This is a genomic window from Hominisplanchenecus sp., assembly GCF_046967715.1.
Classification (GTDB): Bacteria; Bacillota; Clostridia; order Lachnospirales; family Lachnospiraceae; genus Hominisplanchenecus; species Hominisplanchenecus faecis.
In genome coordinates this window covers 15056-37875 of record NZ_JBKVNQ010000023.1, presented here as the reverse complement: position 1 = coordinate 37875, position 22820 = coordinate 15056, and the positions used below count along the sequence as shown (strand labels likewise).

Genomic DNA, 22820 nt, shown 5'->3' with positions numbered 1-22820 from the left:
GATAATCATATAATAAAACAAACCAAACGAAATGTCAATAGGAAATATCCGAATATCCGATAAAGAGATTGACAAGGGAAAATTGATGAAATATAATGTGCTTAGAAAGGAGGACGCTCAACATGAACAAAATCAAAGAATTGCGGAAAGAAAAGAATATCACGGTTGCAGAACTGGCAAAAGAACTGGGAATCTCGCAGAGTATGCTGACAAACTACGAAAACGGAAATGGAACGCCAAGAGATGAATCTATCTGGGAAAAGCTGTCACAGATATTTGGAGTGAGTAAAAGCCATGTTATGGGATTGACTACGGATATTGAAACGGCAAATAAGAAAAAGCCATTGAAAGTGGTGGTGGATATGTCACAGCCTGTTTCTGTCCAGCCGAAGAACCAGACCGACCTTGACGTGCTGATGAAACTGGATTTAATAGACAGTGATGATATGGAAGAAGTGTCGGAGTTCCTCGACAAACTCTTAGCAAAAGAGAAATATGAGGGGCGGAGAGAATCAAATATGAAGTATGTTGCAGGATAGGAATGATTTCTAAGCCGACCGCTTGCCCAGCCGACCCGTCGCCCTGTTAGGAACCGTCGCTCTGGGCACCCTGCGGGACGCTGGTTAGCAGAAAAACACGAACAAGGGAATATGGACGGTAGACTATGCTTAAAGTCGGTACAGTGCGGAAAAGGGTATGTGGAGATGTGAAAGTCTTGCATACTTTTTTCTTGTGCGTTGAACATATATGATTTATACTAAATAATAGTTAAGCAAATTTGAATTTGAGGAGGTATATATGAAAAAGATAGTGACACTTTTACTGTTTATGGTTTGTTTTTGCGGATTAGTTGGATGTGGAGTAAAACCTGTATCGGATGCTAAAATCAATTATGGGTCATCGTCTATCTATTCAGAAGAAGATATGAATGCTGCTATCGAGTTAATTAAAGAAGAGTTCTCCACATGGGAAGGATGTGAATTACACGATATTTTCTATTCTTCTGATGATGAAGTGAATGAAGAGAATATTGCTTGGATGAATGAGTTGGCAAAAGGTCAAAATCTAAGCCCAGATTTTACACAGTGTATTATGTTTAAAAGTAATTTTCATTCGCCGAAAAATGGTGGTGGAGCATGGAATGCGGATGAAGAATATACAGATTGGCAATGGTGGCTTGCTCGTACAGAAGGCGGAGATTGGAAACTGCTTACATGGGGATATTGAAGCTAACAACTTCCAGCTTGTCGGGCTGGAAGTTGTCAAACTGAAATGTAAATGGAGGGTTATGTAAATGAAAAAAATTGGAATAGTTTTACTCATACTTATTTCACTTATAGGTACATTGTTAGGATGCGGAAAACAAGATGTGAATAAGGACTTGGAGAGCATTGAGGCGTCGGAAATCAAACAAATAGAACATACAGGAACTACAGGCGGGAAAGACGGTGATTATTCGTATTCTTTTTCAGATGATGAAGTTATCGAGTTTATAAATTTGTTGAATCAAGTAAAACTTGGTGACGAAGTAGACGAAAACAAAGCATTATCAAGTGGTGCTGTTTCTTATTATACTATCCATCTTGCGACAGATGAAACGCTGACAATTAGTCCAGGTAAATATTTTAAAGTTGCAGACAGATATTATGAGTTTGACAATTATGATGAATTGTGGGATGAATTTATAGTATTTAACAGTATAAAGTAAACTTCGGAAAATTCCAGTTTGTGAGTGACAGGCGTTTGAACACTTTTTGAACACCGCAGACTTGATGAAGTCTTCAAAGCCCCTTTCTTTCAGTATTTGTCGTTATCTAAAACGGTTCGATTCCGGTCTGCGGCAGCCCAAAAGTCCCAAAATTTGGGACTTTTTGTTTTATATTGATATAGTTTATTTAAACAATTTTATTTAGGAAATGCCAGCATTAGAGGAAAATGATTTTAAGTGATAGAGACAGGATTTTTTTAGAAAATAATATAACAGATATTGATAAATGGATTCTTCAGGGGAAGGTCAGACAAATATTGGATGCTATTGGGGATTGTATTGATAGAAAAGGATTTGCACCACCAGATTATTATGATTACAATGAGTTTGGACGAGAAGCTCAGAAAGTATATGATAGAATTTATGAAAATAACTGTATTTGATTAAAGGAGTATAGTACGCAGAGATGCGTGCTATTTTTATACTTATGCTGATAAAAATCGCCTTGCAGGAAGATGAGAGATAAAAGTAAAATGAGAGATAGATTTGTTAAGAAATATACGGCGAATATTCTTGACGTAAAAATACTGTATGTGTAAAATGAAGAAAATGGAAACGTGAATAAAACATAAAAACAAACTATGAAAAAGAACAGGAGAAGAAAATGAAGCAATTATGGAAAAAATTTGATAAATTGACGGAAATTTGTTATATGAGTGAGCTGGAGGATAACTGTCCTCAGTGGGATGAGGCTTATGAAGTCTTCAAACAACTTGTTGCACAGGGAAGAGAAAAAGATCCGCAGTATGCAGCTGAGATCCTGAAAATGGATGATGCTACGGATTTTGCGTATGGTGTGGCAGACTGGATCGAGGATTATCTGGACGAGCTGGATGCAAGGGAAGAACATGAAAAATTAATGGAAAGATGTGAGGAACTGTTGAATCTGTTCCAGTGGCAGGAAGTATATCCGGGGGATTTGAAGTTTCGGATCGCTTCAGCTCTGGCTGCGGAAGATAAAAAGGAAGAAGCACTGAAATTCTGTGAGAAATGGTATGCAGAAGATCAGCATGAGATGGCTGCAACAGCTCTTGTGTACGCAAAAATGACCCTGAAAGATCTGGAAGGGGCGGAGGACGTTGTAAGAAAATATATTTCAGAAGATACGCCTTGTACAGATGAGAATGATATTCTGTTTATGGCGGCGGCTGATCTGTATCTTGTAAACGGAAAGGAAAAAGAGCGGATGGCAGTTACGGAAGCTCTGCAGAAATACGAACAGGAGTTAGAGGGATATTCGGAAGATATGGAAAGCGATATTTCTTTTGAACTGCCTTTCGAATAAGAAAAAGAGGCTGGAGGAAAAGAAGGATGCAACTGGCATATGTTTTTCTTGGATATTTTTTGGGGAGCATGTTGTTTGGATATCGCATCACATGGCTGTTGAAGGGCGTTGATATCAGAAAACTTGCAGAGGATGAAAATCCGGGAACGTATAATGCATTTGTGTTTGGCGGATTCTGGTGCGGGATTCTGACATTGCTGGCGGATATGGGCAAGGGATATTTGCCGGTGATACTGTATCGTCAGAATTATAGTACAGAGGAGCTGATCTTTGCTCTTGTGATGGCGGCACCGGTGTTTGGACATGCCTTCTCAATTTTTCACGGAAGAAAAGGTGGAAAGGGAATTGCAGTTTCTTTTGGGGTACTGCTGGCGTTGTTTCCAATCTGGAAACCGGTGCTTTTGCTGGCGTTTTTTTATATCTTATTTTCGGTGGTTTTTAAGATCCGTTCACATCGCAGACGTTCAATTGTGACTTTTGGCTGTTTTTGTGTCGGCTGCCTGTCTCTGGTTCCCATACCTGCGATTCTTTTAGGATGTGTCCTGATTTCGTGTATTGTGATCTATAAGCATCATCTGATGGAGGAGAAATCAAATGAAAGTGCTAATCTTATCCTGTAATACAGGCGGCGGACATAATGCGGCGGCACAGGCGATCGCAGAAGCAATCCGTGAGCATGGTGACTGTGCAGAAGTGCTGGATTATCTGTCTCTTGCCGGAAATGGAGTATCGAAACTGGTCGGGGATGGTTATGTGAAGGTTGTTAAAAAAGCACCGGCCATGTTTGGCGTGGCGTATAAACTTGGAATGGTGGTAAGTCGACTGATGAAAAAATCTCCGGTGTATTATGCAAATGCCAGAATGGCACACTATCTGGAAGAATATCTTCAGGAAAATCCGGTGGATGCGATCGTTATGCCACATCTTTATCCGGCAGAAACGATTACTTATATGCGAAGAAATGGGTTTGCTTTGCCGCTTACGGTGGCCGTGATGACAGACTACACCTGTATCCCGTTCTGGGAAGAAACCGACTGTGACTATTATATTACACCGCATAAAAAACTGCATCCGGAGATCATAAAAAGAGGAATTCCGGCATATAAACTGAAAGCGTTTGGTATTCCGGTATCCAGGCAGTGCCGGGAGGATATTTCCAGAGAACAGGCACGCGATATGCTTGGACTGGAGCAGGAAAAGAAATATTTTCTGCTGGCGGCAGGAAGTATGGGAACAAAAGCAATCGTGCATATCCTGGAACTTTTGCTGGCAATGCGAAGCAAAAAGGAAAATCTTGTGGTCATCTGTGGAAGCAACCAAAAGTTAAAGAAAAAGCTTCAGCAGAAATATAAAAACAGAAAAGAGGTAAGGCTTGTCGGTTACACAAAAAAGATGCCTCTTTATCTGAAAGCCTGTGATGTGATCTTTACGAAACCGGGAGGACTGACTTCTACCGAAGCGGCAGTCAGTGGTATCCCAATCGTGCATATCCGGCCGATTCCGGGATGTGAGACGGAAAACAGGAGATTTTTCCGGATGCTTGGAATGAGCGTTTCCGGAAAGACAGCGATTGGTCAGGTGGCAAGCGGTGTGCGTCTGATCCACGATGAAAAAAAAGTAAAACGGATGCTGGAGGCTCAGAAAAGAGAAATAAATCCGGATGCTTCCGAAGAATTGTACTATTTTTTGAACGCAGAGAACCATTCCCCCGCTTCAAGTGTGCAGAGCACTAAGCGGTGAGCAAGTAGCGAAGCGGATTGTGAATGTCCGCTTTACAGAAAATATGAAAAAAATGCACAAATAAGAGCCGAAAAGAATTTGATTTTTGGTTAATCGTTTTGTTATATAACGATTATAATATAGGCGTAACAAGAAAGAACTTAACAAAACCTCTTTGTTGAAGGCTGCTAAGAAATCAGATTTTTGGAGGAAAAGATAAATGAATACTTTAAAAGCTGAAAAAAGAAGCACAGATGAAAAAGCAAAGAAACTAAGAAGAGAAGGATTTGTTACTGGTAACTTATTTGGCAGAGAGATAGAAAATTCTATCATGCTGAAGCTGAGTAAGAAAGATGTAGAGCAGTTGCTCAAAGTAGATAACAAAGGTAGTCAGGTTATGCTGGAAGTAGACGGCAAACAGTATGATGCCCTGATCAAAGACATTCAGTACAATGCAATGGCAAGAAGAGTGGATGAGATTGATTTCCAGGCTCTGGTAAGCAATGAAAAAGTTCATTCCGTTGCAGAAGTCATTCTGGTAAATGCAGAGAAAGTTGCAAGCGGTGTTGTACAGGAAGGTTTAAGTGAGATCGCATACAAAGCATTGCCGGCAGCACTGGTTGATAAAGTAAAAGTAGATGTTGGAAATATGAAAGTCGGCGATACGATCCGTGTAAAGGATCTGGAGATTGCAAAAGATAAAGAGATTGATCTGTCAACCGATCCGGAAGCAGTTGTGGCAACGGTAACAGCCGTACATAATGTTGTACCGGAGACAGAGACAGAAGAGACAGCAGAAGAATAAAATAAAAAGTGGTATAAGAAATAAAAAGCGAAAGGCATCCGTTCTTAAGAATCAGAGAAAATCTGAGGAAAGAACGGATGTTTTTTGCTTGAAAAAGAAGGGAAAAGAGTCCAGATGCTTTTTGAGGGATTGAGGTAGCAAAAAGCAGGCAGCTGTGCTATACTCTTAGCAGGAGAAGAATAGTAGAAAACAAAAATTTCGGTTGGATGGATTTTCTGCTGTGATATAGAAATGGGAAGCTTATTCAATCAAGAGAAAAGGGAAGTGTCAGAAGAACGGAGGAATAAAACATACAATGAACATATTTCAGGGATTTCGAAAGCTGCTGTTCTGTGTAATAGCAGCATGTACGGGAATGGTTGTCGGATATCAGCTGAGCCGTGTACTGTTCGCAAATGTGAGCCTGTGTCTCGGAATCGGTGCAGTCTGTGCGGTGATCCTGGGTATAATGGCTTTTCGGTTTTACCGGGCGGGGCTGTTTCTGGTCTGTGCAGTACTGATGTTTTTTGTTATAAAGACGCTGCTGCACCGGGAAGAATGGTGGGTATATCCGGTTTCATCACTTGCGGCACTGGCAGCAGGCTACAGTGTTTTTCTGCTTGAAAAACCGGCAGAAAATATTTCAGAGACATCGGATGTCACAGAAGAAAAGGGAAAAGATAAGAGAGAGAAAAAAAGTCACAGAAAAAGAGAAGCAGATGAACAGAAGGAACGTCATGCACGTCGCAGACAGGCAAGAAGCTGAAAAACCAGCGTTCTGTGAATATGGTTTTTCAGTACAAAGAGCGTTTCAGGAAGGAGTTTCTTGTGAAATTTGATATGCATTGCCATACAAAAGAGGGATCTTTGGATGGAAAAGTCGAAATTGAAGAATATATTCGCATTTTGAAGGAAAAAGGTTATCAGGGAATGTTGGTATCTGATCATAATTCTTATAATGGTTACAGATACTGGAGAGATCACATCAAAGGAAAAAAGTATACGGACTTCGTAGTGCTGAAGGGAATTGAGTATGATACAAACAATGCAGGACATTTTCTGGTAATTCTGCCGGAAGGTGTAAAGCCGCGTATTTTGGAAATGCGGGGGATGCCGGTAGAATTGCTGACCAGGGTCGTACATGCTTACGGAGGAATTCTCGGACCGGCACATCCGTTTGGAGAGAAATATTTAAGTTTTGGAAGTTCTAAGAAATATCAGCGAAATCCGAAGATCATGCAGGAGTTTGATTTCCTTGAGGCATACAATTCCTGTGAAGTGGAAGAACGGAATCAGGAAGCAAAGAAGGCGGCCAGAAAGTACTTTCTGGCAGAGTTTGGCGGCAGTGATTCTCACAAAGCGGACTGCATTGGAACGGCATATACAGAATTTCGTGAACCGATCCATACAGAATCCGATCTGATCGAGCAAGTGAAACGCAGAGCACCGATCAAGGCAGGCGGCACGTATTATCATGGTACGACCAAAGAAAAAATCGGCAAGGCGAACGATCTGCTGTTGTATTCTTTCTGGGTCTACAACAAAGTGGCCGGTTTTGCCAAATACAACAAACGCAGAAAGCAGCGAAAATATCTTCCGCTTTCCATCAGTGGCGGTCAGGGATTATACGATCCGGCCAGTCAGAAAGTTCCGCATTGAGAATGGCAGTAAACATCCGGTTTTTGACACCAGGATTTTCCAGGTTCAACTGACGCAGAAGCCGTTTGCTGTACTCGCGGCGTGTATGTCCGTCAGCCGGACAGGGACTTTTGGCAACCGGGAGCTGATATTTATGCCAGAATCCGATCACATCCGCTTCATCGACAAAAAACAGCGGACGGATCACAGTCAGATCCATTTGATCTAAATATGTTTTCGGTGGGAACGAGTAAAAGCGTCCTTCATAAAGAAGAGACAGAAGCATAGTCTCGATCACATCATCCTTATGATGTGCGTAGGCGATCTTATTGCAGCCAAGTTCTTTGATGGCAGCATTGAGAGCGCCTTTTCTCATTTTAGCACACAAAGAACATGGGTTGTTTTCACGGCGTTCTTCAAAAATGATCCGGGCAATCTGTGTATCCACGATTTTATAGGGAATTTCAAGCGTCCGGCACATTCTTTTGATTGGCTCCAAATCAAGATTCTGGAAACCAAGGTTCACGGTGATGGCAGTCAGATCAAACGCTTTCGGATAAAAGCGTTTCAGGCCATAGAGTGCACACAGAAGCGTCAGGCTGTCTTTTCCTCCGGAAATGCCGACTGCGATGTGGTCGCCTTCGTCGATCATCTGGTAAGTATCGACTGCCTGACGGGTGAGACTTAATAATTTCTGATATTTCATAGCTATACTCCTTCAATATTCGACTGAAATAATATGATATGATGCCAGGGTCAAAAGGTCTAAATCCACATGAGCTTGCTCATAGGTGGATGAAAGACCTTGGGACCCGCCCCTATATGAGCATAAAAGTGGGATGATAATCCCACGATATGCGAATACTGGGGTGCTATGTGCCAGTGGCACATGTTTAGCACCGACCGAAGCGGAGCGTAGAAAGGATTGTTCTGTACTTCTCACTTTCAAAATTCTGGCATCATAGAATAACAAAACCATACCTTATAAATGAGAAAAAGTCAACGATTGCAATTCATATCCAGAGTCGGTATAATAAAATAAATCAGGGAACAAATGGAGAAAAAATGGATGCATCCATTTTTATATCGACAGGTTCTGCTAAATGATAAAAAGCCTGGGGAATGTGTCAGACTATGGAGAAGAAAGGCAGGAGATGAAAATGTGTCAGTATGACAGAGAATCAAAAAAAGCGGAAGAATTTATCAATCACGAGGAGATTCTTGAGACGCTTCGCTATGCGGAAGAAAATAAGCATAATGAAGCTCTGATCGCTCAGATCCTTGAGAAAGCAAAAAAGAGAAAGGGACTGGAACACAGGGAGGCGATGGTGCTTCTGGACTGTGATATCGAGGAGAAAAATCAGGAGATCTACGCTCTTGCAGAGCAGATCAAGAAGGATTTTTACGGCAATCGAATTGTTATGTTCGCACCGCTGTATTTATCAAATTATTGTGTGAATGGATGCGTATACTGTCCATATCATGCAAAGAATAAGCATATCAGCCGCAAAAAGCTGACACAGGAAGAGATCCGAAAAGAAGTGATCGCACTCCAGGATATGGGGCATAAGCGTCTGGCACTGGAGACAGGGGAGGATCCGGTCAACAATCCGATCGAATATGTGCTGGAAAGTATCAAGACGATTTACAGCATCAAACATAAAAACGGAGCGATCCGCCGAGTGAATGTAAACATTGCTGCGACAACGGTGGAAAATTACCGGAAACTGAAAGAGGCAGGAATCGGAACTTATATTCTTTTTCAGGAGACCTATCATAAAGAAAGTTATGAAAAACTGCATCCGACCGGACCGAAGCACAATTACGCTTACCATACTGAGGCGATGGACCGTGCCATGGAGGGGGGGATTGACGATGTAGGCATCGGTGTACTGTTTGGGCTGGAATTGTACCGTTATGAATTTGCAGGGCTTCTGATGCACGCAGAACACCTTGAGGCGGTACATGGTGTGGGACCGCATACGATCAGCGTGCCGCGTATCCGCAGAGCCGATGACATTGATCCGGAAACCTTTGATAATGGCATTGACGATGATACGTTTGCAAAGATTGTGGCATGTATCCGTATTTCTGTTCCGTACACCGGCATGATCGTCTCTACGAGAGAAAGTCAGGCCTGTCGTGAACGGGTGCTGCATCTTGGTGTATCACAGATCAGCGGCGGTTCCAGAACGAGCGTTGGCGGTTATGTAGAACCGGAAGCGGAAGATGATAATTCTGCACAGTTTGATGTCAGTGATAATCGATCCCTGGATGAGGTTGTAAACTGGCTGATGCACCTTGGTTATATTCCGAGTTTCTGTACCGCATGTTATCGCGAAGGAAGAACGGGAGACCGTTTTATGAGCCTGTGCAAGAGCGGTCAGATCCAGAACTGCTGTCATCCGAATGCATTGATGACATTAAAAGAATATCTGATGGATTATGCATCAGAAGATACCAGAAAAATCGGTCTGAAACTGATCGAGAAAGAGATTCCGAATGTACCAAGAGAAAAGACAAGAGAGATACTGGAGTACCACTTAAAAGAGATTGAAGACGGTCAGAGAGATTTTCGTTTTTAATGCAAGAGTGTCGGGAGGAAGAAGCCTATGAGTCTGAATGCAACGCCGGCGTCAGAACGTATCCATATCGGGATTTTCGGCAAACGAAATGCCGGAAAATCAAGCCTGATCAATGCACTGACCGGACAGAATCTGGCAATCGTATCCGATGTTTCCGGGACAACGACAGATCCGGTTTATAAAGCGATGGAGCTTCTGCCGTTAGGTCCGGTGGTAGTGATCGACACGCCGGGAATCGATGATGAAGGTGAGCTTGGAAAGCTTCGCGTAAAGAAAAGTTATCAGGTGTTAAATAAGACAGATATTGTACTCCTTGTGTGCAGTGCAGTTGAGGGGATTACAGAAGAAGAGCAGAAATTACTGAAGCAGATCGAAAAAAAGCAGATACCCTGTATCCTTGTCATGAATAAGGCGGATCTGCTGGAAGAGTGTCAAAAAGGGCAGCAGTTCAAAGAGAGAGCAGAAAATGCTGCATCTGTGAGAGGACAGAAGATTCCGGTATTGTGGGTCAGTGCTGCAAAAAATCTTCAGATCCGTGAACTGAAAGAAAAGATTGCTTCCGGAATAGAACAGAAAAAGCCAGAATATCCTTTGGTAGAAGATCTGCTTGAGATGGGAGATTTTGCAGTCCTAGTTGTGCCGATTGATAAGGCGGCTCCGAAAGGCAGGCTGATCCTGCCGCAACAGCAGACAATTCGCGGCGTGCTGGAAGCAGGTGCAACAGCGGTTGTGGTAAGAGACGATGAGCTTTGGGATACGCTTCAGAATCTCGGAAAAAAGCCAAAGCTTGTAATCACGGACAGTCAGGTGTTTGGCAAAGTGGCAAAAGAAATACCGTCAGATGTAATGTTGACTTCATTTTCCATTCTTTTTGCACGCTACAAAGGCGAGCTGGAAGTACAGGTACGTGGAGCAAAAGCTCTGGATCATCTGAAAAATGGTGATAAAGTGCTGATCTGTGAGGGATGTACGCATCATCGCCAGTGTGGTGACATCGGGACAGAGAAGCTTCCGAACTGGATTCGCAAACACACCGGGCAGGAGATAGAGTTTCATTTTACAAGCGGCACGGAGTTTCCGATGGATCTGTCAGAATACAGAATGATCATTCACTGCGGCGGCTGCATGCTCAACGAGCGGGAAATGAAATACCGGATCGCCTGTGCACAGGATGCTGGTATTCCAATCACCAATTATGGCGTGGCGATCGCTTATATGAATGGGATTTTGAAAAGAAGTGTGGAAGTTTTTCCGGAAATATGGAAAACACTATAGTAATAGAGATAAGTATTTTTTCAAGTCGAACGCACGTGAGACTTGGTGCGTGATTCTGGTCAGCGAAAGCTGACATATTCTTCTTAGAATCACTGCACATTCTACACAAGAAGCAGGTTTCTCGATCTGAGATCCCTGCTTCTTGTTGTTTTTTACCTGTAAATACCGTATACCTGTTTAAGAATGTATCTGGCATACTTACTGTGAGGTGCACGTCTATACATCACATGATATATTTTTCTGTGCACATTTGAGGTATGATTTAGAAACCTGCTTCTTTGAGCACTTTCTCAGCTGCTGCGGTGTCGTTGGTAACACACAGAACAGCGTAGTTTCCGGAAGTCTTGATGATCGCATTGTCCAGGTTCTTTACTTCATCTGCGTTGTAGGAAGAGTAAAGATCGGACTGATTTTTTACACGTGTTTCAAAAAGTCCTTTTACTTCTGAAACATAAGAGCTGTCGCTGCATTTGATGACAACAGCTTCGCATGCAGTAGCACCGGTACCGACGTAAGCAGCACAGGAATCAATTTTGGAAGTGTCTACCAGGTAAGTGGAAGCCAGGATATCTTCGGAAATAGAAGAAAGGGTGTCTCCGCTTGCTGTTTTGGAAAGATCTTCTGCAAGTTTTGCAGGGTCTGCTGTGACTTCTTTGCCGGAACCGCCGCATCCGGTCAGCATGACACCGATCATAGCGATGGTCACAAGAAGTGTGATGAGTTTTTTCATGGTTTCTAATCTCCTTTGCTTTATGTTTTATTAATGTGAGAACAGACTTTCATCTGCCTCAAATAATGTTCCGAAAACGGACAAGCTGAAAAAATCATACCGTTTCGGAAACATGATTTCTGTATGCTCTGCCAGGTTACAGAGAAGCACCGGAAGCAGTTTCACTCTCAGATGCAGTTTCGCTTTCAGAATCACTGGAACTGCTGTCAGCTGTCACATAATGCGTGTGCAGATAATCCAGCCATTTTGCACAGTATTCCGGATACATATGGATACCGTCGCTGGTAGCATCGGCGGCAAGTGCACCGTTTCCGTTGGATAACACTTCGTTTGGATTCAGATAATAATAACCATTGGCACTGCAGATTTCAAGGATAATCTGGTTGACCGTGTCAATGTTAGTGTTGTTTACATAGTCGCCGGTCTGAACTTTGGCTTCCTCCACGTATGGCACGGCACTGACATAAAAAATGGCATTCGGCATCAGTTTGCGGAGTTCTGCAAGACATTTTGTATAATTCTTGCGGAATTCTTCAAAATCCGGATAACCAAGGTCGTTGGTACCGATCATGATGTACATTTTTTTGAAAGAATTGTTTTTCAGTGCCTGCATTACGGTTACATTTCCACTGGCAGTAGATATGTACGGTGTCTCAAAAATATCCGTGCAGTTCATGCCGACACCGGTCAGGAACGTTCCCTGCGTAATGCCGGACTGCATATGGAATCCCTCGACTCTGGAATCACCGATAAATACAGCATCAGAAAAGTAAGAATCATCCACCGGCGTTGCCTGTTTTTTTACAATGCATCTGTCGTCCACAGTAACGGAAGAAGTGGAGGTAGATCCGGCTCCGTTTACAAATGGTGTGACGTTGGCAGGATATTTGGAAGCGGTTTCCGATGAAGTCTCACTTTCTGCCGTAGCTTCGTCCTGATTCTGAAAATCACTGGAAGAGAATATTTTGTTGAGTTGCTCATCTACCTGCTTGTTTATGCCGCCTTTGGAAGCGATATTGATGATCAGACGACCTTCAAAAACAACTAAAAACGCAAAGACAAGCAGGAGCATATTAAGAAAGCGGGCGGTTTTACGCGGCTTTCGTCTTTTCTGCTGTACCATAATGTCCCCTCTTAATCTTAAAGTATAAAGTATTGTAAAATAATAATATTGTCTTTTCTCCTCCTATATTATATAATAAACCCGATAATTGTAAATAGTTTTTTTAGACGGGAGTTTTTAATTATGGTTTTCAGCAGTCTGTTGTTTCTGTTCCGGTTTCTGCCGGCAGTACTGATCCTCTACTATATAGCACCGCGAAAGCTTCGGAATGTCATTCTGTTGCTCTTCAGCCTGTTTTTTTATGCGTGGGGCGAACCGAAGTATGTATTTCTGATGCTTTTTACGATTACCATGGATTTCTTCATCGGAAAAGGGATCGACAAAGCGAAAAAGGAAGGCAATCAAAAAAAGGCGAAGCGTTTTCTTATGACTTCAATCCTTGTGGATCTTTCCATCCTTGGATTTTTTAAATATGCGGACTTCCTCATCGGGACGGTCAATACATTAACCGGTGCGGGAATACCACTGCTTGGGATACCGCTGCCGATCGGTATTTCTTTTTTTACGTTTCAGACAATGTCATACACGATTGATGTATACAAGGGAAGCACGGAGGTTCAGAAAAACTGGATCAAGTATGGCACTTATGTTTCTATGTTTCCGCAGTTGATCGCAGGACCGATCGTGCAGTACAAGACGATCGCAGAGCAGATGGAGCACAGAAAGGAAAATACTTCCGATTTTTCAGAAGGTATTCATCGTTTTATGATCGGACTTGGCAAAAAAGTCCTGATCGCGAACAACATCGGTGCACTCTGGGATGCCATTGCAGTACTTCCGGTCGATGGACTGGCAGCAGGTACGGCATGGCTTGGGGCACTGGCTTATACGTTCCAGATATACTTTGATTTCTCCGGATATTCGGATATGGCGATCGGGCTTGGAAAGATGTTCGGTTTCCATTTCCTTGAGAACTTCAATTATCCGTATATTTCAAAGAGTATCACGGAATTCTGGAGAAGATGGCATATTTCCTTAAGTTCCTGGTTTAAAGAATACGTTTACATTCCGCTTGGCGGCAACCGCTGCAAGATCGCAAAGCAGATCCGCAACATTCTGGTTGTCTGGATGCTGACCGGAATCTGGCACGGGGCGAACTGGAATTATGTTCTCTGGGGCTGCTACTACGGAGCACTTCTGCTGATCGAAAAGCTGGTGCTGAAAAAGGTGCTGAACCGTCTTCCTGGAATCATTCAGCGGATTTACACCATGTTTTTTGTGGTGATCGGCTGGATCATTTTCAAATGCGAAGATATGGCATATGGGATCTCGTATCTGAAAGCCATGTTTGGCGGATTCAGACAGGGCCTGTGGAATAACGAGACACTTTACCTGCTTGGTAATTATGCCGTCCTGTTTGTTCTGGCGATCCTCGGTTCGACGATGTTGCCAAAGAAAGCAGCCGGCGTTGTGCTTGGCGGCAGAAAGCGGACCTGGGCGGAAAATGTGATCTACATTGCATTTTATGCGGTGATCTTCTTTGTGTCAGTCGCTTATCTGGTAGATGCAACGTACAATCCGTTTTTATATTTTAGATTTTAATGATGTTTATAGAATTGTGAGAGTACGAAGTACGGAACAATTCGTAGGCATCTTTGTACATTAACATAACATCTTTAAACAGGGAAACAGAATGGAGAGAATATATGACTACAAAAAAGCAGAATATAGCAGTGATCGCTGTGTTTCTGTGCATGGTCTTCGGAATGACAATCTGGACGATGGTCACGCCTTCCAGAGAATTTTCGGAGAGGGAGAACAGAGCACTGGCACAGATGCCGGAAGCATCGGTTGAAAGCTGCTTTTCCGGAAAATTTGAAAAAGATTTTGAAACGTATCTGACGGATCAGTTCCCGATGCGGGATGGCTGGATCAGTGCAAAGACTGCGATCGAGAAGGCAACTTTTAAAACAGAGAGCAAGGATATATATTTTGCAGACGATGATTATCTGATCGAGGCACATTCCAAAAGCTTTACGGCACCGAGTGCAAATGCCAATATCGGTTACCTGAAGAATTTCATGGAAACGTGTGTGGAAACATACGGCAAAGACCATGCAACAGCGATGGTTGTGCCGAATGCAGTGGACATTCTGAGAGATCATCTGCCGAAATATGCATCTCCGTACGATGAAGAAGTCTACCTTCAGAAAGTTGCGGATGCAATGCCGGAAGGCACCTGGTTTGACAGCGGAAGTGTTCTGCGTGAGCATAAGAATATTCAGCTTTATTACCGCACAGACCACCACTGGACCACGGAAGCAGCATATTATGTGTATGCGGCATGGGCAGAAGAAAAGGGACTTTCTCCGCTTGCACTGTCTGATTATAAAAAGAAGACGCTCACAGATGGATTCTTCGGCACGGTTGATGCCAAGGTCGGCGGACGCAACCGCAGCGATACGATTCATGTTTATATTCCGAAGAAAAAGGAAAAATATCAGGTAAATTATGTGGCGAAAAACGAGACGGCAGATGATATTTATCAGTATGATTATCTGAAAATAAGAGACAAATACAGCGTTTATTTTGGCGGAAATCAGAGTCTGGTGGAAGTAAAGACAGACAGCAAGAGCAAACGGAAGCTTCTGGTCGTGCAGGATTCTTACGCACACTGTTTTATTCCGTTTACGCTGCATGATTTTAAAGAAGTCGATTTTGTGGATCTTCGCTATTACAGCGAAAGTCTCAAAGAATATATGGAAAAGGGCGATTATACGGATGTTCTGTTTCTGTATAATGCGGCCGGATTTGCAGAGGACAACAGTCTGATCAAACTTGGAAACTGAAAACGGGGTAAAAAAGACAGGAGGAAATGGCATGAGCTATGCAGATAAAGTATTTAAGGGAATGTGCAGAGATATTCTGGATAACGGAGTGAGCACAGAAGGAGAAAAGGTGCGTCCGGTCTGGGAGGACACGAATGAGTCGGCGTACACGATCAAGAAATTCGGCGTGGTTAACCGTTACGATCTGCGAAAAGAATTTCCGGCACTGACGCTTCGAAGAACGGCATTGAAAAGTGCGTTTGATGAACTTCTGTGGATCTGGCAGAAAAAGTCCAACAATGTGCATGACCTGAATTCTCACATCTGGGACGCATGGGCAGATGAGGACGGCTCGATCGGAAAGGCTTACGGCTATCAGCTCGGCGTGAAGCATCAGTACAAAGAAGGCGAGATGGATCAGGTGGACCGTGTAATCTACGATCTGAAGAATAATCCGTACAGCCGCCGGATCATGACCAATATTTATGTGCATCAGGATCTGCATGAGATGAATCTTTATCCTTGTGCCTACAGCATGACGTTCAATGTGACACAGAAAAAGGGCGAGGATAAGCTGACGCTCAATGCCATTTTAAACCAGAGATCGAACGATGTGCTGACGGCAAACAACTGGAATGTGGCACAGTATGCCCTGCTTGTGCATATGCTGGCACAGGTGTGTGATATGTACGTCGGCGAGCTGGTGCATGTGATCGCAGATGCCCATATTTATGACCGACATATTCCGCTGATCAAGGAACTGATCACAAGAGAAGAGCATCCGGCTCCGAAAGTATGGCTGAACCCGGAGAAAAAAGATTTCTATGAATTTACCGTGGATGATCTGCATGTAGAAGATTACGTAACCGGACCGCAGATCAAACATATACCGGTTGCAGTGTAAAAGCTGGCATGACAGAATACATTTACCGGATAAAAAAGTGTAAAGAATGAGAAAAGAGGAGGATAAGTAAGATGAATTTGATTGCTGCTGTGGATAAGAACTGGGCGATCGGCAAGAACAATGAACTGCTGGTCAGTATTCCGAACGATATGAAGATGTTCCGTCAGATGACAACCGGAAAAGTAGTTGTGATGGGCAGAAAGACACTGGAGAGTTTTCCGAACGGACTGCCGCTCAAAAACAGAGTTAACATTGTCCTGACAAAAAATCAGAATTATCAGGTCAAAGGTGCCATCATCGTGCACAGTGTCGAGGAAGTGCTGGAAGAGCTGAAAAAATATGACAGTGAGGATGTCTATGTGATCGGCGGAGAGCAGATCTACCGTCAGATGCTTCCATACTGCGATACGGCTCATATGACAAAGATTGACCATGCATATGAGGCTGATGCTTATTTTCCAAATTTGGATGAGAAGGAAGAATGGAAAATCACGGCGACGAGCGATGAGCAGACGTATTTTGATCTGGAATATTATTTTGTGAAATATGAAAAACAGGTACAGTGAAGTCAAGTCGAACATACGTGAGACTTGGTATGCGATTTTGGTCAGCTTTGCTGACATTAGGGAGGTCTGATTTATGTACAGAGAACATACAAAAGTGGTAAAGATCGGCAACCGGGTGATCGGAGGCGGAAATCCGATCCTGATCCAGTCTATGACAAATACAAAAACAGAAGATGTGCGGGCAACTGTGGCACAGATCCAGTCTTTGACTGCAGCAGGATGCGATATTATAAGATGTGCAGTTCCGACACAGGAAGCTGCGAGTGCATTGAAAGAGATCAAAAAGCAGATTACGATCCCACTGGTAGCGGATATTCATTTTGACTATAAACTGGCGATCGCAGCGATCGAAAACGGTGCCGACAAGATCCGCATCAATCCGGGAAATATCGGCAGCAGGGAGCGTGTGCAGGCTGTAGTTGATGCGGCCAAAGAGCGAAACATTCCGATTCGTGTCGGTGTAAACAGTGGTTCTCTGGAAAAAGACCTGGTGAAAAAATACGGCGGCGTGACGGCAGAAGGGATCGTGGAGAGTGCCCTGGATAAGGTGCATATGATCGAAGATATGGGCTATGACAATCTGGTCATCAGCATCAAATCTTCCGATGTACTGATGTGTGCAAAAGCACATGAGCTGATCGCACCAAAGACCGGTCATCCGCTCCATGTCGGTATCACAGAGTCCGGAACAGTTTTATCCGGAAACATCAAATCCGCTGTCGGACTTGGTATCATTCTTTCGCAGGGCATCGGTGATACGATCCGTGTATCTCTGACCGGAGACCCGAAAGAAGAGATCAAATCTGCCAAGCTGATCCTGCGTACGCTGGGGCTGCGAAAAGGAGGCATTGAGGTTGTGTCCTGTCCGACCTGCGGACGTACACAGATCGATCTGATCGGTCTGGCAAACAAAGTTGAAAATATGGTAGAAGATATTCCACTGGATATCAAAGTTGCGGTCATGGGCTGCGTGGTAAACGGACCTGGCGAAGCGAAAGAAGCGGATATCGGGATCGCCGGCGGAAAAGGCGAAGGTCTTTTGATCAGGAAGGGGGAAGTGGTGAAGAAAGTGCCTGAGAGTGAACTTCTGGATGCTCTCAGAGAAGAGCTTCTTCACTGGAATGAGATTCATGCCTAAAGAGTTTTTTGATGTATTTCCGACTTTAAAGGTAAATGATAACTTAAGAGGATTACTTTCTCAGGCGACGGTTACGAGAGTAACCGTCACTTCTGCAAGAGACAGAATGAGGGTATATCTGGAAAGCCCGAGGCTTCTGTACTGGCAGTCCGTGCAGGATACGGAGCATGAGATACGAAGACAGATTTTTGGCAATGCATCGATGGACGTAAAGATCATTGTCAAATTTCAGTTATCCAGACAATATACGCCAAGAACGCTGATGCAGGAGTATGAGAGCAGTATTCTATCTGAAATCAGAGATTATAATATCTTCCTTTACAGCATCCTGCGTCAGGCAGAATGTACTTTCACAGCGGACGATGAGATGACGCTGACCATCGAAAAGAATGTGATAGCGGAAGAGCGTCTTGAAGAGCTTTTGCAGATCTTGGAGAAAATTTTCTGCGAACGCTGCGGCATGCATTTTAAGGTGCAGACTGTTTTCAAAGAGCCGGTGGAGAGCAAGTCGCATAAAAACAGCGAGCTGCGTATTCAGCAGGAAGTCGATGCGATCCTGCAAAATGCCGTGCTTGGTAATCCGGAAGAGCCTCAGAATCTGCCGGAAGAAAACGGACAGGTGGAGGCTGCAAAAGCGGAAGAAAAGACAGAAACGGCGAAAAAAGAAAAAGCAAAACCGGAAAAGAAAAACGACGGAAAGAGCGAGAAAAAAGTCGAGAAACAAGCAGCAGATATGCCAAAAAGCAGAGGAAATTTCCAGGGAAAAGGAGGATTCCGTTCCGGATTTTCCAGAGGAGACGGATCTCGCAGCGTGCGTCGCTCGGACAATCCGGATGTGCTTTACGGACGTGACTTTGAAAGTGAATCTCTGGCGATCGAGCAGATCCAGGGAGAGATGGGTGAAGTGACGATCCGCGGACAGGTACAGACGCTGGAGACGCGTGACATCCGTAATAATAAAACAATTATTATGATGGAAGTGACCGACTTTACAGATACCATTGTGATCAAGATTTTTGCACAGACAGAGCAGGTGCCGGAGATTTTAAAAGATATCAAAACCGGTGCGTTTCTGAAAATCCGCGGCGTGACGACAATCGACCGGTTTGACGGACAGCTCAGTATCGGTTCGGTGTTTGGTATCAAAAAAATCCAGGATTTCCGCAAACAGAGGGTGGACACCTGGCCGGAGAAACGTGTGGAACTGCACTGTCACACAAAAATGAGTGATATGGATGGCGTTTCCGATGTAAAAGACATCATAAACCGGGCAAAATCCTGGGGACATAAGGCGATCGCCATCACAGATCACGGTGTTGTGCAGGCTTTCCCGGATGCGAACCACGCGGTTTCGCCGGATGAGGACTTTAAGATTATTTACGGATGTGAGGCTTATCTGGTGGATGACCTGCAGGACCTCGTTGTCAATTCCAGAAATCAAAGCCTGGAGGATGCCTATGTAGTCTTCGACCTGGAGACAACCGGTTTCAGTACGGTGGCAAACAAGATCATCGAGATCGGTGCCGTCAAAGTGGTAAATGGTAAGATCACGGATAAATTCAGCACCTTTGTCAACCCGGAAGTGCCGATCCCGTATCGGATCGAGGAGCTGACCAGCATCAACGACAACATGGTGCTCGACGCTCCGACAATCGAAGAAATCCTGCCGAAGTTCCTGGAATTTTCGGAAGGATGCGTGATGGTCGCACACAATGCATCGTTTGACATGGGATTTATCGAAGCAAACTGCAAACGGCAGGGCATTGAAAAAGAATTTACGGTTGTCGATACCGTAGCACTTGCAAGAGTGTTGATGCCGCAGCTGAACCGTTTTAAGCTGGATACGGTTGCAAAGGCACTGAAAGTATCACTGGAGAACCATCATCGAGCCGTTGATGATGCCGGATGTACGGCAGAGATTTTTGTGAAATTTATTGAAATGCTTCAGCAGAGAGATATTACAACGCTGGATGGAGTCAATGAGCTGGGGCGTACTTCCGTGGATAAGATCCGCAAGAGTCCGTCGCACCATGCAATTTTGCTGGCGACAAACGATCTTGGACGTATCAATCTCTACCGCCTGGTTTCCTGTTCACATTTGAAATATTATAACCGAAGACCGCTGATCCCGAAGAGCGAATTTGTGCGTCACAGAGAGGGACTATTGCTTGGTTCTGCCTGTGAAGCGGGCGAACTGTATCAGGCTGTGTTAAACCATCGCTCGGATCAGGAGATCGCAAGGCTGGTCAATTTCTATGATTATCTGGAGATCCAGCCGATCGGCAACAATGCTTTTATGCTTCGAAGCGACAAGACCGATGTGGAGACGATCGAAGATCTTCAGGAGATCAACCGCAAGATCGTAAAACTCGGAGAACAGTTCAACAAAATGGTCGTGGCGACCTGCGATGTGCATTTCTTAAATCCGGAGGATGAAGTTTACCGCCGCATTATTATGGCGGGCAAAGGATTTACCGATGCCGACGAACAGGCACCGCTTTACCTGCGTACCACAGAAGAGATGCTCAAAGAGTTTGAATATCTTGGCAGTGAAAAAGCAGAAGAGGTCGTGATCACAAACCCGAACAAGATCGCCGATATGTGCGAAAAAATATCGCCGGTAAGACCAGATAAATGTCCGCCGGTCATCCCGGATTCGGACAAAAGTCTGCGTGAGATCTGCTACAACCGTGCCCATGAGATTTATGGCGAGGATCTTCCGGAAGTCGTTGTCGAGCGACTGGAGAGAGAGTTGAACTCCATCATTTCCAATGGGTTTGCCGTTATGTACATCATCGCACAGAAACTGGTGTGGAAGTCGAACGAGGACGGCTATCTGGTAGGATCACGAGGTTCGGTCGGATCTTCGTTCGTAGCGACGATGGCGGGGATCACCGAGGTAAATCCGCTGCGTCCGCATTATTATTGTGAGAAATGCCACTACAGCGATTTTGATTCCGAGGATGTGAAAGCCTATGCAGGAAGAGCCGGATGTGACATGCCGGATAAGACCTGCCCGGTCTGCGGAGCGAAGCTTCGAAAAGAAGGATTTGATATTCCATTTGAAACATTCCTTGGATTTAAGGGAAACAAAGAGCCGGATATCGACCTGAATTTCTCCGGTGATTATCAGGGAAATGCTCACCGCTATACCGAGGTTATTTTCGGAAAAGGCCAGACTTACCGTGCCGGAACAATCGGTACGCTTGCCGAGAAGACGGCATTTGGTTACGTGAAAAATTATTACGAAGAACGCGGCGAGCGGAAGCGTACCTGCGAGATCAACCGTATCGTAAAAGGATGTACCGGCGTGCGAAGGACAACGGGGCAGCATCCGGGCGGTATTATCGTTCTGCCTCTTGGCGAGGAGATTGATTCGTTCACACCGGTGCAGCACCCGGCAAACGATATGACAACGGATATTATAACGACACATTTTGACTACCATTCCATCGACCACAACCTCTTGAAGCTCGATATTCTCGGACACGATGATCCGACGATGATCCGTATGCTGGAGGATTTAACAGACATCAATGCACAGGACATTCCGCTGGACAATAAAGAAGTCATGTCGCTTTTTGTCAGCACGGAGGCACTTGGCGTTACACCGGAGCAGCTTGGAGGATGTCCGCTCGGTTCGCTTGGTATTCCGGAGTTTGGAACCGATTTCGTTATCCAGATGCTTGTGGATACCAAACCGCAGAGCTTTTCAGATCTGGTCCGCATTTCCGGTCTGTCCCATGGAACAGACGTATGGCTTGGAAATGCACAGACCCTGATCGAAGAAGGCAAGGCAACCATTTCCACGGCAATCTGTACACGAGATGACATCATGACTTATCTGATCGGAAAAGGGCTGGACAGCGAGCAGTCCTTCACGATCATGGAGAGCGTGCGAAAGGGGAAAGGACTGAAACCGGAGTGGGAAGAGGAGATGCTGGCACACGATGTGCCGGACTGGTATATCTGGTCGTGCAAAAAGATCAAATACATGTTCCCGAAAGCACATGCGGCAGCTTATGTTATGATGGCATTCCGCATTGCCTGGTACAAGATTTTTTATCCGCTGGCATATTATGCGGCATATTTCAGTATACGAGCTTCTGCATTCAGCTATGAGCTGATGTGTCAGGGACAGGAAAAACTGCTTCACTACATGGACGAATATCGCAAAAAAGGCGATGCACTCTCCAAAAAAGAGCAGGATTCCATGAAAGACATGAAGATCGTGCAGGAAATGTATGCCAGAGGTTATGATTTTATGCCACTCGATCTCTATCAGGCAGATGCGAGACGTTTTAAGATCATCGACGGTAAGTTGATGCCGGCGTTAAGTACGATCGAAGGTCTTGGAGAGAAGGCTGCGGATGCCGTTATGGATGCGGCAAAAGAAGGAAAATTTTTATCAAAAGATGATTTCAGAGACCGGACAAAAGTCAGCAAGACAGTCATCGACCTGATGGATGATCTGGGAATTCTGGGCGATCTGCCAGAGAGCAACCAGCTGTCGCTGTTTGACCTGGTAGGATAGATA

21 protein-coding genes are annotated in these 22820 nt (G+C 44.4%); 18 read left to right on the top strand and 3 right to left on the bottom strand.

The window, feature by feature from the left end:
• The first annotated feature begins 122 nt into the window (after nucleotides 1–122).
• From ACLTL4_RS05025 to ACLTL4_RS04980, 10 genes are all read left to right on the top strand, one after another.
• A complete protein-coding gene (locus ACLTL4_RS05025; protein WP_412320297.1) occupies nucleotides 123–539 on the top strand; it encodes a helix-turn-helix domain-containing protein in 417 nt (138 codons plus the stop codon).
• A gap of 259 nt (nucleotides 540–798) precedes the next feature.
• Nucleotides 799–1227, top strand: a complete 429-nt coding sequence (locus ACLTL4_RS05020) for a hypothetical protein (protein ID WP_055219100.1) — start codon at nucleotides 799–801, stop codon at nucleotides 1225–1227.
• Nucleotides 1228–1294: 67 nt separating this feature from the next.
• Nucleotides 1295–1708: a hypothetical protein gene (locus ACLTL4_RS05015; RefSeq protein ID WP_412320296.1), complete on the top strand. Its 414-nt coding sequence runs from the start codon at nucleotides 1295–1297 to the stop codon at nucleotides 1706–1708.
• Nucleotides 1709–1935: 227 nt separating this feature from the next.
• Nucleotides 1936–2151, top strand: coding sequence for a hypothetical protein (locus ACLTL4_RS05010; protein WP_147631826.1), 216 nt, complete (start codon nucleotides 1936–1938; stop codon nucleotides 2149–2151).
• A gap of 221 nt (nucleotides 2152–2372) precedes the next feature.
• Nucleotides 2373–3053, top strand: coding sequence for a hypothetical protein (locus ACLTL4_RS05005; protein ID WP_147631827.1), 681 nt, complete (start codon nucleotides 2373–2375; stop codon nucleotides 3051–3053).
• A gap of 26 nt (nucleotides 3054–3079) precedes the next feature.
• A complete protein-coding gene (locus ACLTL4_RS05000; protein ID WP_147631828.1) occupies nucleotides 3080–3673 on the top strand; it encodes a glycerol-3-phosphate acyltransferase in 594 nt (197 codons plus the stop codon).
• Entirely contained in the window at nucleotides 3648–4793 is a 1146-nt protein-coding gene (locus ACLTL4_RS04995) for an MGDG synthase family glycosyltransferase (RefSeq protein WP_412290401.1), read from the top strand. The genes ACLTL4_RS05000 and ACLTL4_RS04995 overlap by 26 nt, the downstream gene beginning before the upstream one ends.
• A gap of 199 nt (nucleotides 4794–4992) precedes the next feature.
• The gene (locus tag ACLTL4_RS04990) at nucleotides 4993–5577 is read left to right on the top strand and encodes a 50S ribosomal protein L25 (protein WP_022118755.1); all 585 of its coding nucleotides are present in this window, start codon (nucleotides 4993–4995) and stop codon (nucleotides 5575–5577) included.
• Nucleotides 5578–5872: 295 nt separating this feature from the next.
• A complete protein-coding gene (locus ACLTL4_RS04985; RefSeq protein ID WP_412320295.1) occupies nucleotides 5873–6322 on the top strand; it encodes a hypothetical protein in 450 nt (149 codons plus the stop codon).
• Nucleotides 6323–6384: 62 nt separating this feature from the next.
• The gene (locus tag ACLTL4_RS04980) at nucleotides 6385–7215 is read left to right on the top strand and encodes a PHP domain-containing protein (protein WP_147631830.1); all 831 of its coding nucleotides are present in this window, start codon (nucleotides 6385–6387) and stop codon (nucleotides 7213–7215) included.
• Here ACLTL4_RS04980 and ACLTL4_RS04975 read toward each other — a convergent pair.
• Nucleotides 7163–7900 (bottom strand): tRNA 2-thiocytidine biosynthesis TtcA family protein, encoded by a 738-nt coding sequence (locus ACLTL4_RS04975; protein ID WP_412290398.1) that lies wholly within the window; start codon nucleotides 7898–7900, stop codon nucleotides 7163–7165. The genes ACLTL4_RS04980 and ACLTL4_RS04975 overlap by 53 nt on opposite strands.
• Nucleotides 7901–8354: 454 nt before the next feature.
• Between ACLTL4_RS04975 and hydG the strand changes: the two genes are divergently transcribed.
• The gene (gene hydG / locus ACLTL4_RS04970; protein WP_022118751.1) at nucleotides 8355–9779 is read left to right on the top strand and encodes a [FeFe] hydrogenase H-cluster radical SAM maturase HydG; all 1425 of its coding nucleotides are present in this window, start codon (nucleotides 8355–8357) and stop codon (nucleotides 9777–9779) included.
• Between the two features lie 27 nt (nucleotides 9780–9806).
• Entirely contained in the window at nucleotides 9807–11054 is a 1248-nt protein-coding gene (gene hydF, locus ACLTL4_RS04965) for a [FeFe] hydrogenase H-cluster maturation GTPase HydF (RefSeq protein WP_412290397.1), read from the top strand.
• A 262-nt stretch (nucleotides 11055–11316) separates the two neighbouring features.
• On the opposite strand, the gene ACLTL4_RS04960 is transcribed toward hydF, so the two are convergent.
• Both ACLTL4_RS04960 and ACLTL4_RS04955 read right to left on the bottom strand, forming a co-directional pair.
• Nucleotides 11317–11784 carry a DUF4358 domain-containing protein gene (locus ACLTL4_RS04960; protein ID WP_022118749.1) on the bottom strand — a complete coding sequence of 156 codons (468 nt, stop codon included), beginning with the start codon at nucleotides 11782–11784 and terminating at the stop codon, nucleotides 11317–11319.
• Nucleotides 11785–11920: 136 nt separating this feature from the next.
• Nucleotides 11921–12907: a GDSL-type esterase/lipase family protein gene (locus tag ACLTL4_RS04955; RefSeq protein ID WP_250843390.1), complete on the bottom strand. Its 987-nt coding sequence runs from the start codon at nucleotides 12905–12907 to the stop codon at nucleotides 11921–11923.
• 123 nt (nucleotides 12908–13030) lie between these two features.
• On the opposite strand from ACLTL4_RS04955, the gene ACLTL4_RS04950 reads away from it, so the two are divergent.
• From ACLTL4_RS04950 to ACLTL4_RS04925, 6 genes are all read left to right on the top strand, one after another.
• Complete coding sequence (locus ACLTL4_RS04950; protein WP_412290395.1) at nucleotides 13031–14449, top strand: MBOAT family O-acyltransferase; 1419 nt, start codon at nucleotides 13031–13033, stop codon at nucleotides 14447–14449.
• A 104-nt stretch (nucleotides 14450–14553) separates the two neighbouring features.
• The gene (locus tag ACLTL4_RS04945) at nucleotides 14554–15696 is read left to right on the top strand and encodes a DHHW family protein (RefSeq protein WP_173865693.1); all 1143 of its coding nucleotides are present in this window, start codon (nucleotides 14554–14556) and stop codon (nucleotides 15694–15696) included.
• 31 nt (nucleotides 15697–15727) lie between these two features.
• Complete coding sequence (gene thyA, locus ACLTL4_RS04940) at nucleotides 15728–16579, top strand: thymidylate synthase (RefSeq protein WP_412290393.1); 852 nt, start codon at nucleotides 15728–15730, stop codon at nucleotides 16577–16579.
• A 71-nt stretch (nucleotides 16580–16650) separates the two neighbouring features.
• Complete coding sequence (locus ACLTL4_RS04935) at nucleotides 16651–17145, top strand: dihydrofolate reductase (RefSeq protein ID WP_022118744.1); 495 nt, start codon at nucleotides 16651–16653, stop codon at nucleotides 17143–17145.
• A 73-nt stretch (nucleotides 17146–17218) separates the two neighbouring features.
• Nucleotides 17219–18283, top strand: coding sequence for a flavodoxin-dependent (E)-4-hydroxy-3-methylbut-2-enyl-diphosphate synthase (gene ispG, locus ACLTL4_RS04930; RefSeq protein WP_412290391.1), 1065 nt, complete (start codon nucleotides 17219–17221; stop codon nucleotides 18281–18283).
• Nucleotides 18276–22817, top strand: coding sequence for a PolC-type DNA polymerase III (locus tag ACLTL4_RS04925; protein WP_412290389.1), 4542 nt, complete (start codon nucleotides 18276–18278; stop codon nucleotides 22815–22817). The genes ispG and ACLTL4_RS04925 overlap by 8 nt, the downstream gene beginning before the upstream one ends.
• Nucleotides 22818–22820: the final 3 nt, after the last annotated feature.

Bases quoted from the DNA above. Each gene is read 5' to 3' on its own strand.
- ACLTL4_RS05025 (WP_412320297.1), top strand. From the start codon at position 123: ATGAACAAAATCAAAGAATTGCGGAAAGAAAAGAATATCACGGTTGCA.
- ACLTL4_RS05020 (WP_055219100.1), top strand. From the start codon at position 799: ATGAAAAAGATAGTGACACTTTTACTGTTTATGGTTTGTTTTTGCGGA.
- ACLTL4_RS05015 (WP_412320296.1), top strand. From the start codon at position 1,295: ATGAAAAAAATTGGAATAGTTTTACTCATACTTATTTCACTTATAGGT.
- ACLTL4_RS05010 (WP_147631826.1), top strand. From the start codon at position 1,936: ATGATTTTAAGTGATAGAGACAGGATTTTTTTAGAAAATAATATAACA.
- ACLTL4_RS05005 (WP_147631827.1), top strand. From the start codon at position 2,373: ATGAAGCAATTATGGAAAAAATTTGATAAATTGACGGAAATTTGTTAT.
- ACLTL4_RS05000 (WP_147631828.1), top strand. From the start codon at position 3,080: ATGCAACTGGCATATGTTTTTCTTGGATATTTTTTGGGGAGCATGTTG.
- ACLTL4_RS04995 (WP_412290401.1), top strand. From the start codon at position 3,648: ATGAAAGTGCTAATCTTATCCTGTAATACAGGCGGCGGACATAATGCG.
- ACLTL4_RS04990 (WP_022118755.1), top strand. From the start codon at position 4,993: ATGAATACTTTAAAAGCTGAAAAAAGAAGCACAGATGAAAAAGCAAAG.
- ACLTL4_RS04985 (WP_412320295.1), top strand. From the start codon at position 5,873: ATGAACATATTTCAGGGATTTCGAAAGCTGCTGTTCTGTGTAATAGCA.
- ACLTL4_RS04975 (WP_412290398.1), bottom strand. From the start codon at position 7,900: ATGAAATATCAGAAATTATTAAGTCTCACCCGTCAGGCAGTCGATACT.
- hydG (WP_022118751.1), top strand. From the start codon at position 8,355: ATGTGTCAGTATGACAGAGAATCAAAAAAAGCGGAAGAATTTATCAAT.
- hydF (WP_412290397.1), top strand. From the start codon at position 9,807: ATGAGTCTGAATGCAACGCCGGCGTCAGAACGTATCCATATCGGGATT.
- ACLTL4_RS04960 (WP_022118749.1), bottom strand. From the start codon at position 11,784: ATGAAAAAACTCATCACACTTCTTGTGACCATCGCTATGATCGGTGTC.
- ACLTL4_RS04955 (WP_250843390.1), bottom strand. From the start codon at position 12,907: ATGGTACAGCAGAAAAGACGAAAGCCGCGTAAAACCGCCCGCTTTCTT.
- ACLTL4_RS04950 (WP_412290395.1), top strand. From the start codon at position 13,031: ATGGTTTTCAGCAGTCTGTTGTTTCTGTTCCGGTTTCTGCCGGCAGTA.
- ACLTL4_RS04945 (WP_173865693.1), top strand. From the start codon at position 14,554: ATGACTACAAAAAAGCAGAATATAGCAGTGATCGCTGTGTTTCTGTGC.
- thyA (WP_412290393.1), top strand. From the start codon at position 15,728: ATGAGCTATGCAGATAAAGTATTTAAGGGAATGTGCAGAGATATTCTG.
- ACLTL4_RS04935 (WP_022118744.1), top strand. From the start codon at position 16,651: ATGAATTTGATTGCTGCTGTGGATAAGAACTGGGCGATCGGCAAGAAC.
- ispG (WP_412290391.1), top strand. From the start codon at position 17,219: ATGTACAGAGAACATACAAAAGTGGTAAAGATCGGCAACCGGGTGATC.
- ACLTL4_RS04925 (WP_412290389.1), top strand. From the start codon at position 18,276: ATGCCTAAAGAGTTTTTTGATGTATTTCCGACTTTAAAGGTAAATGAT.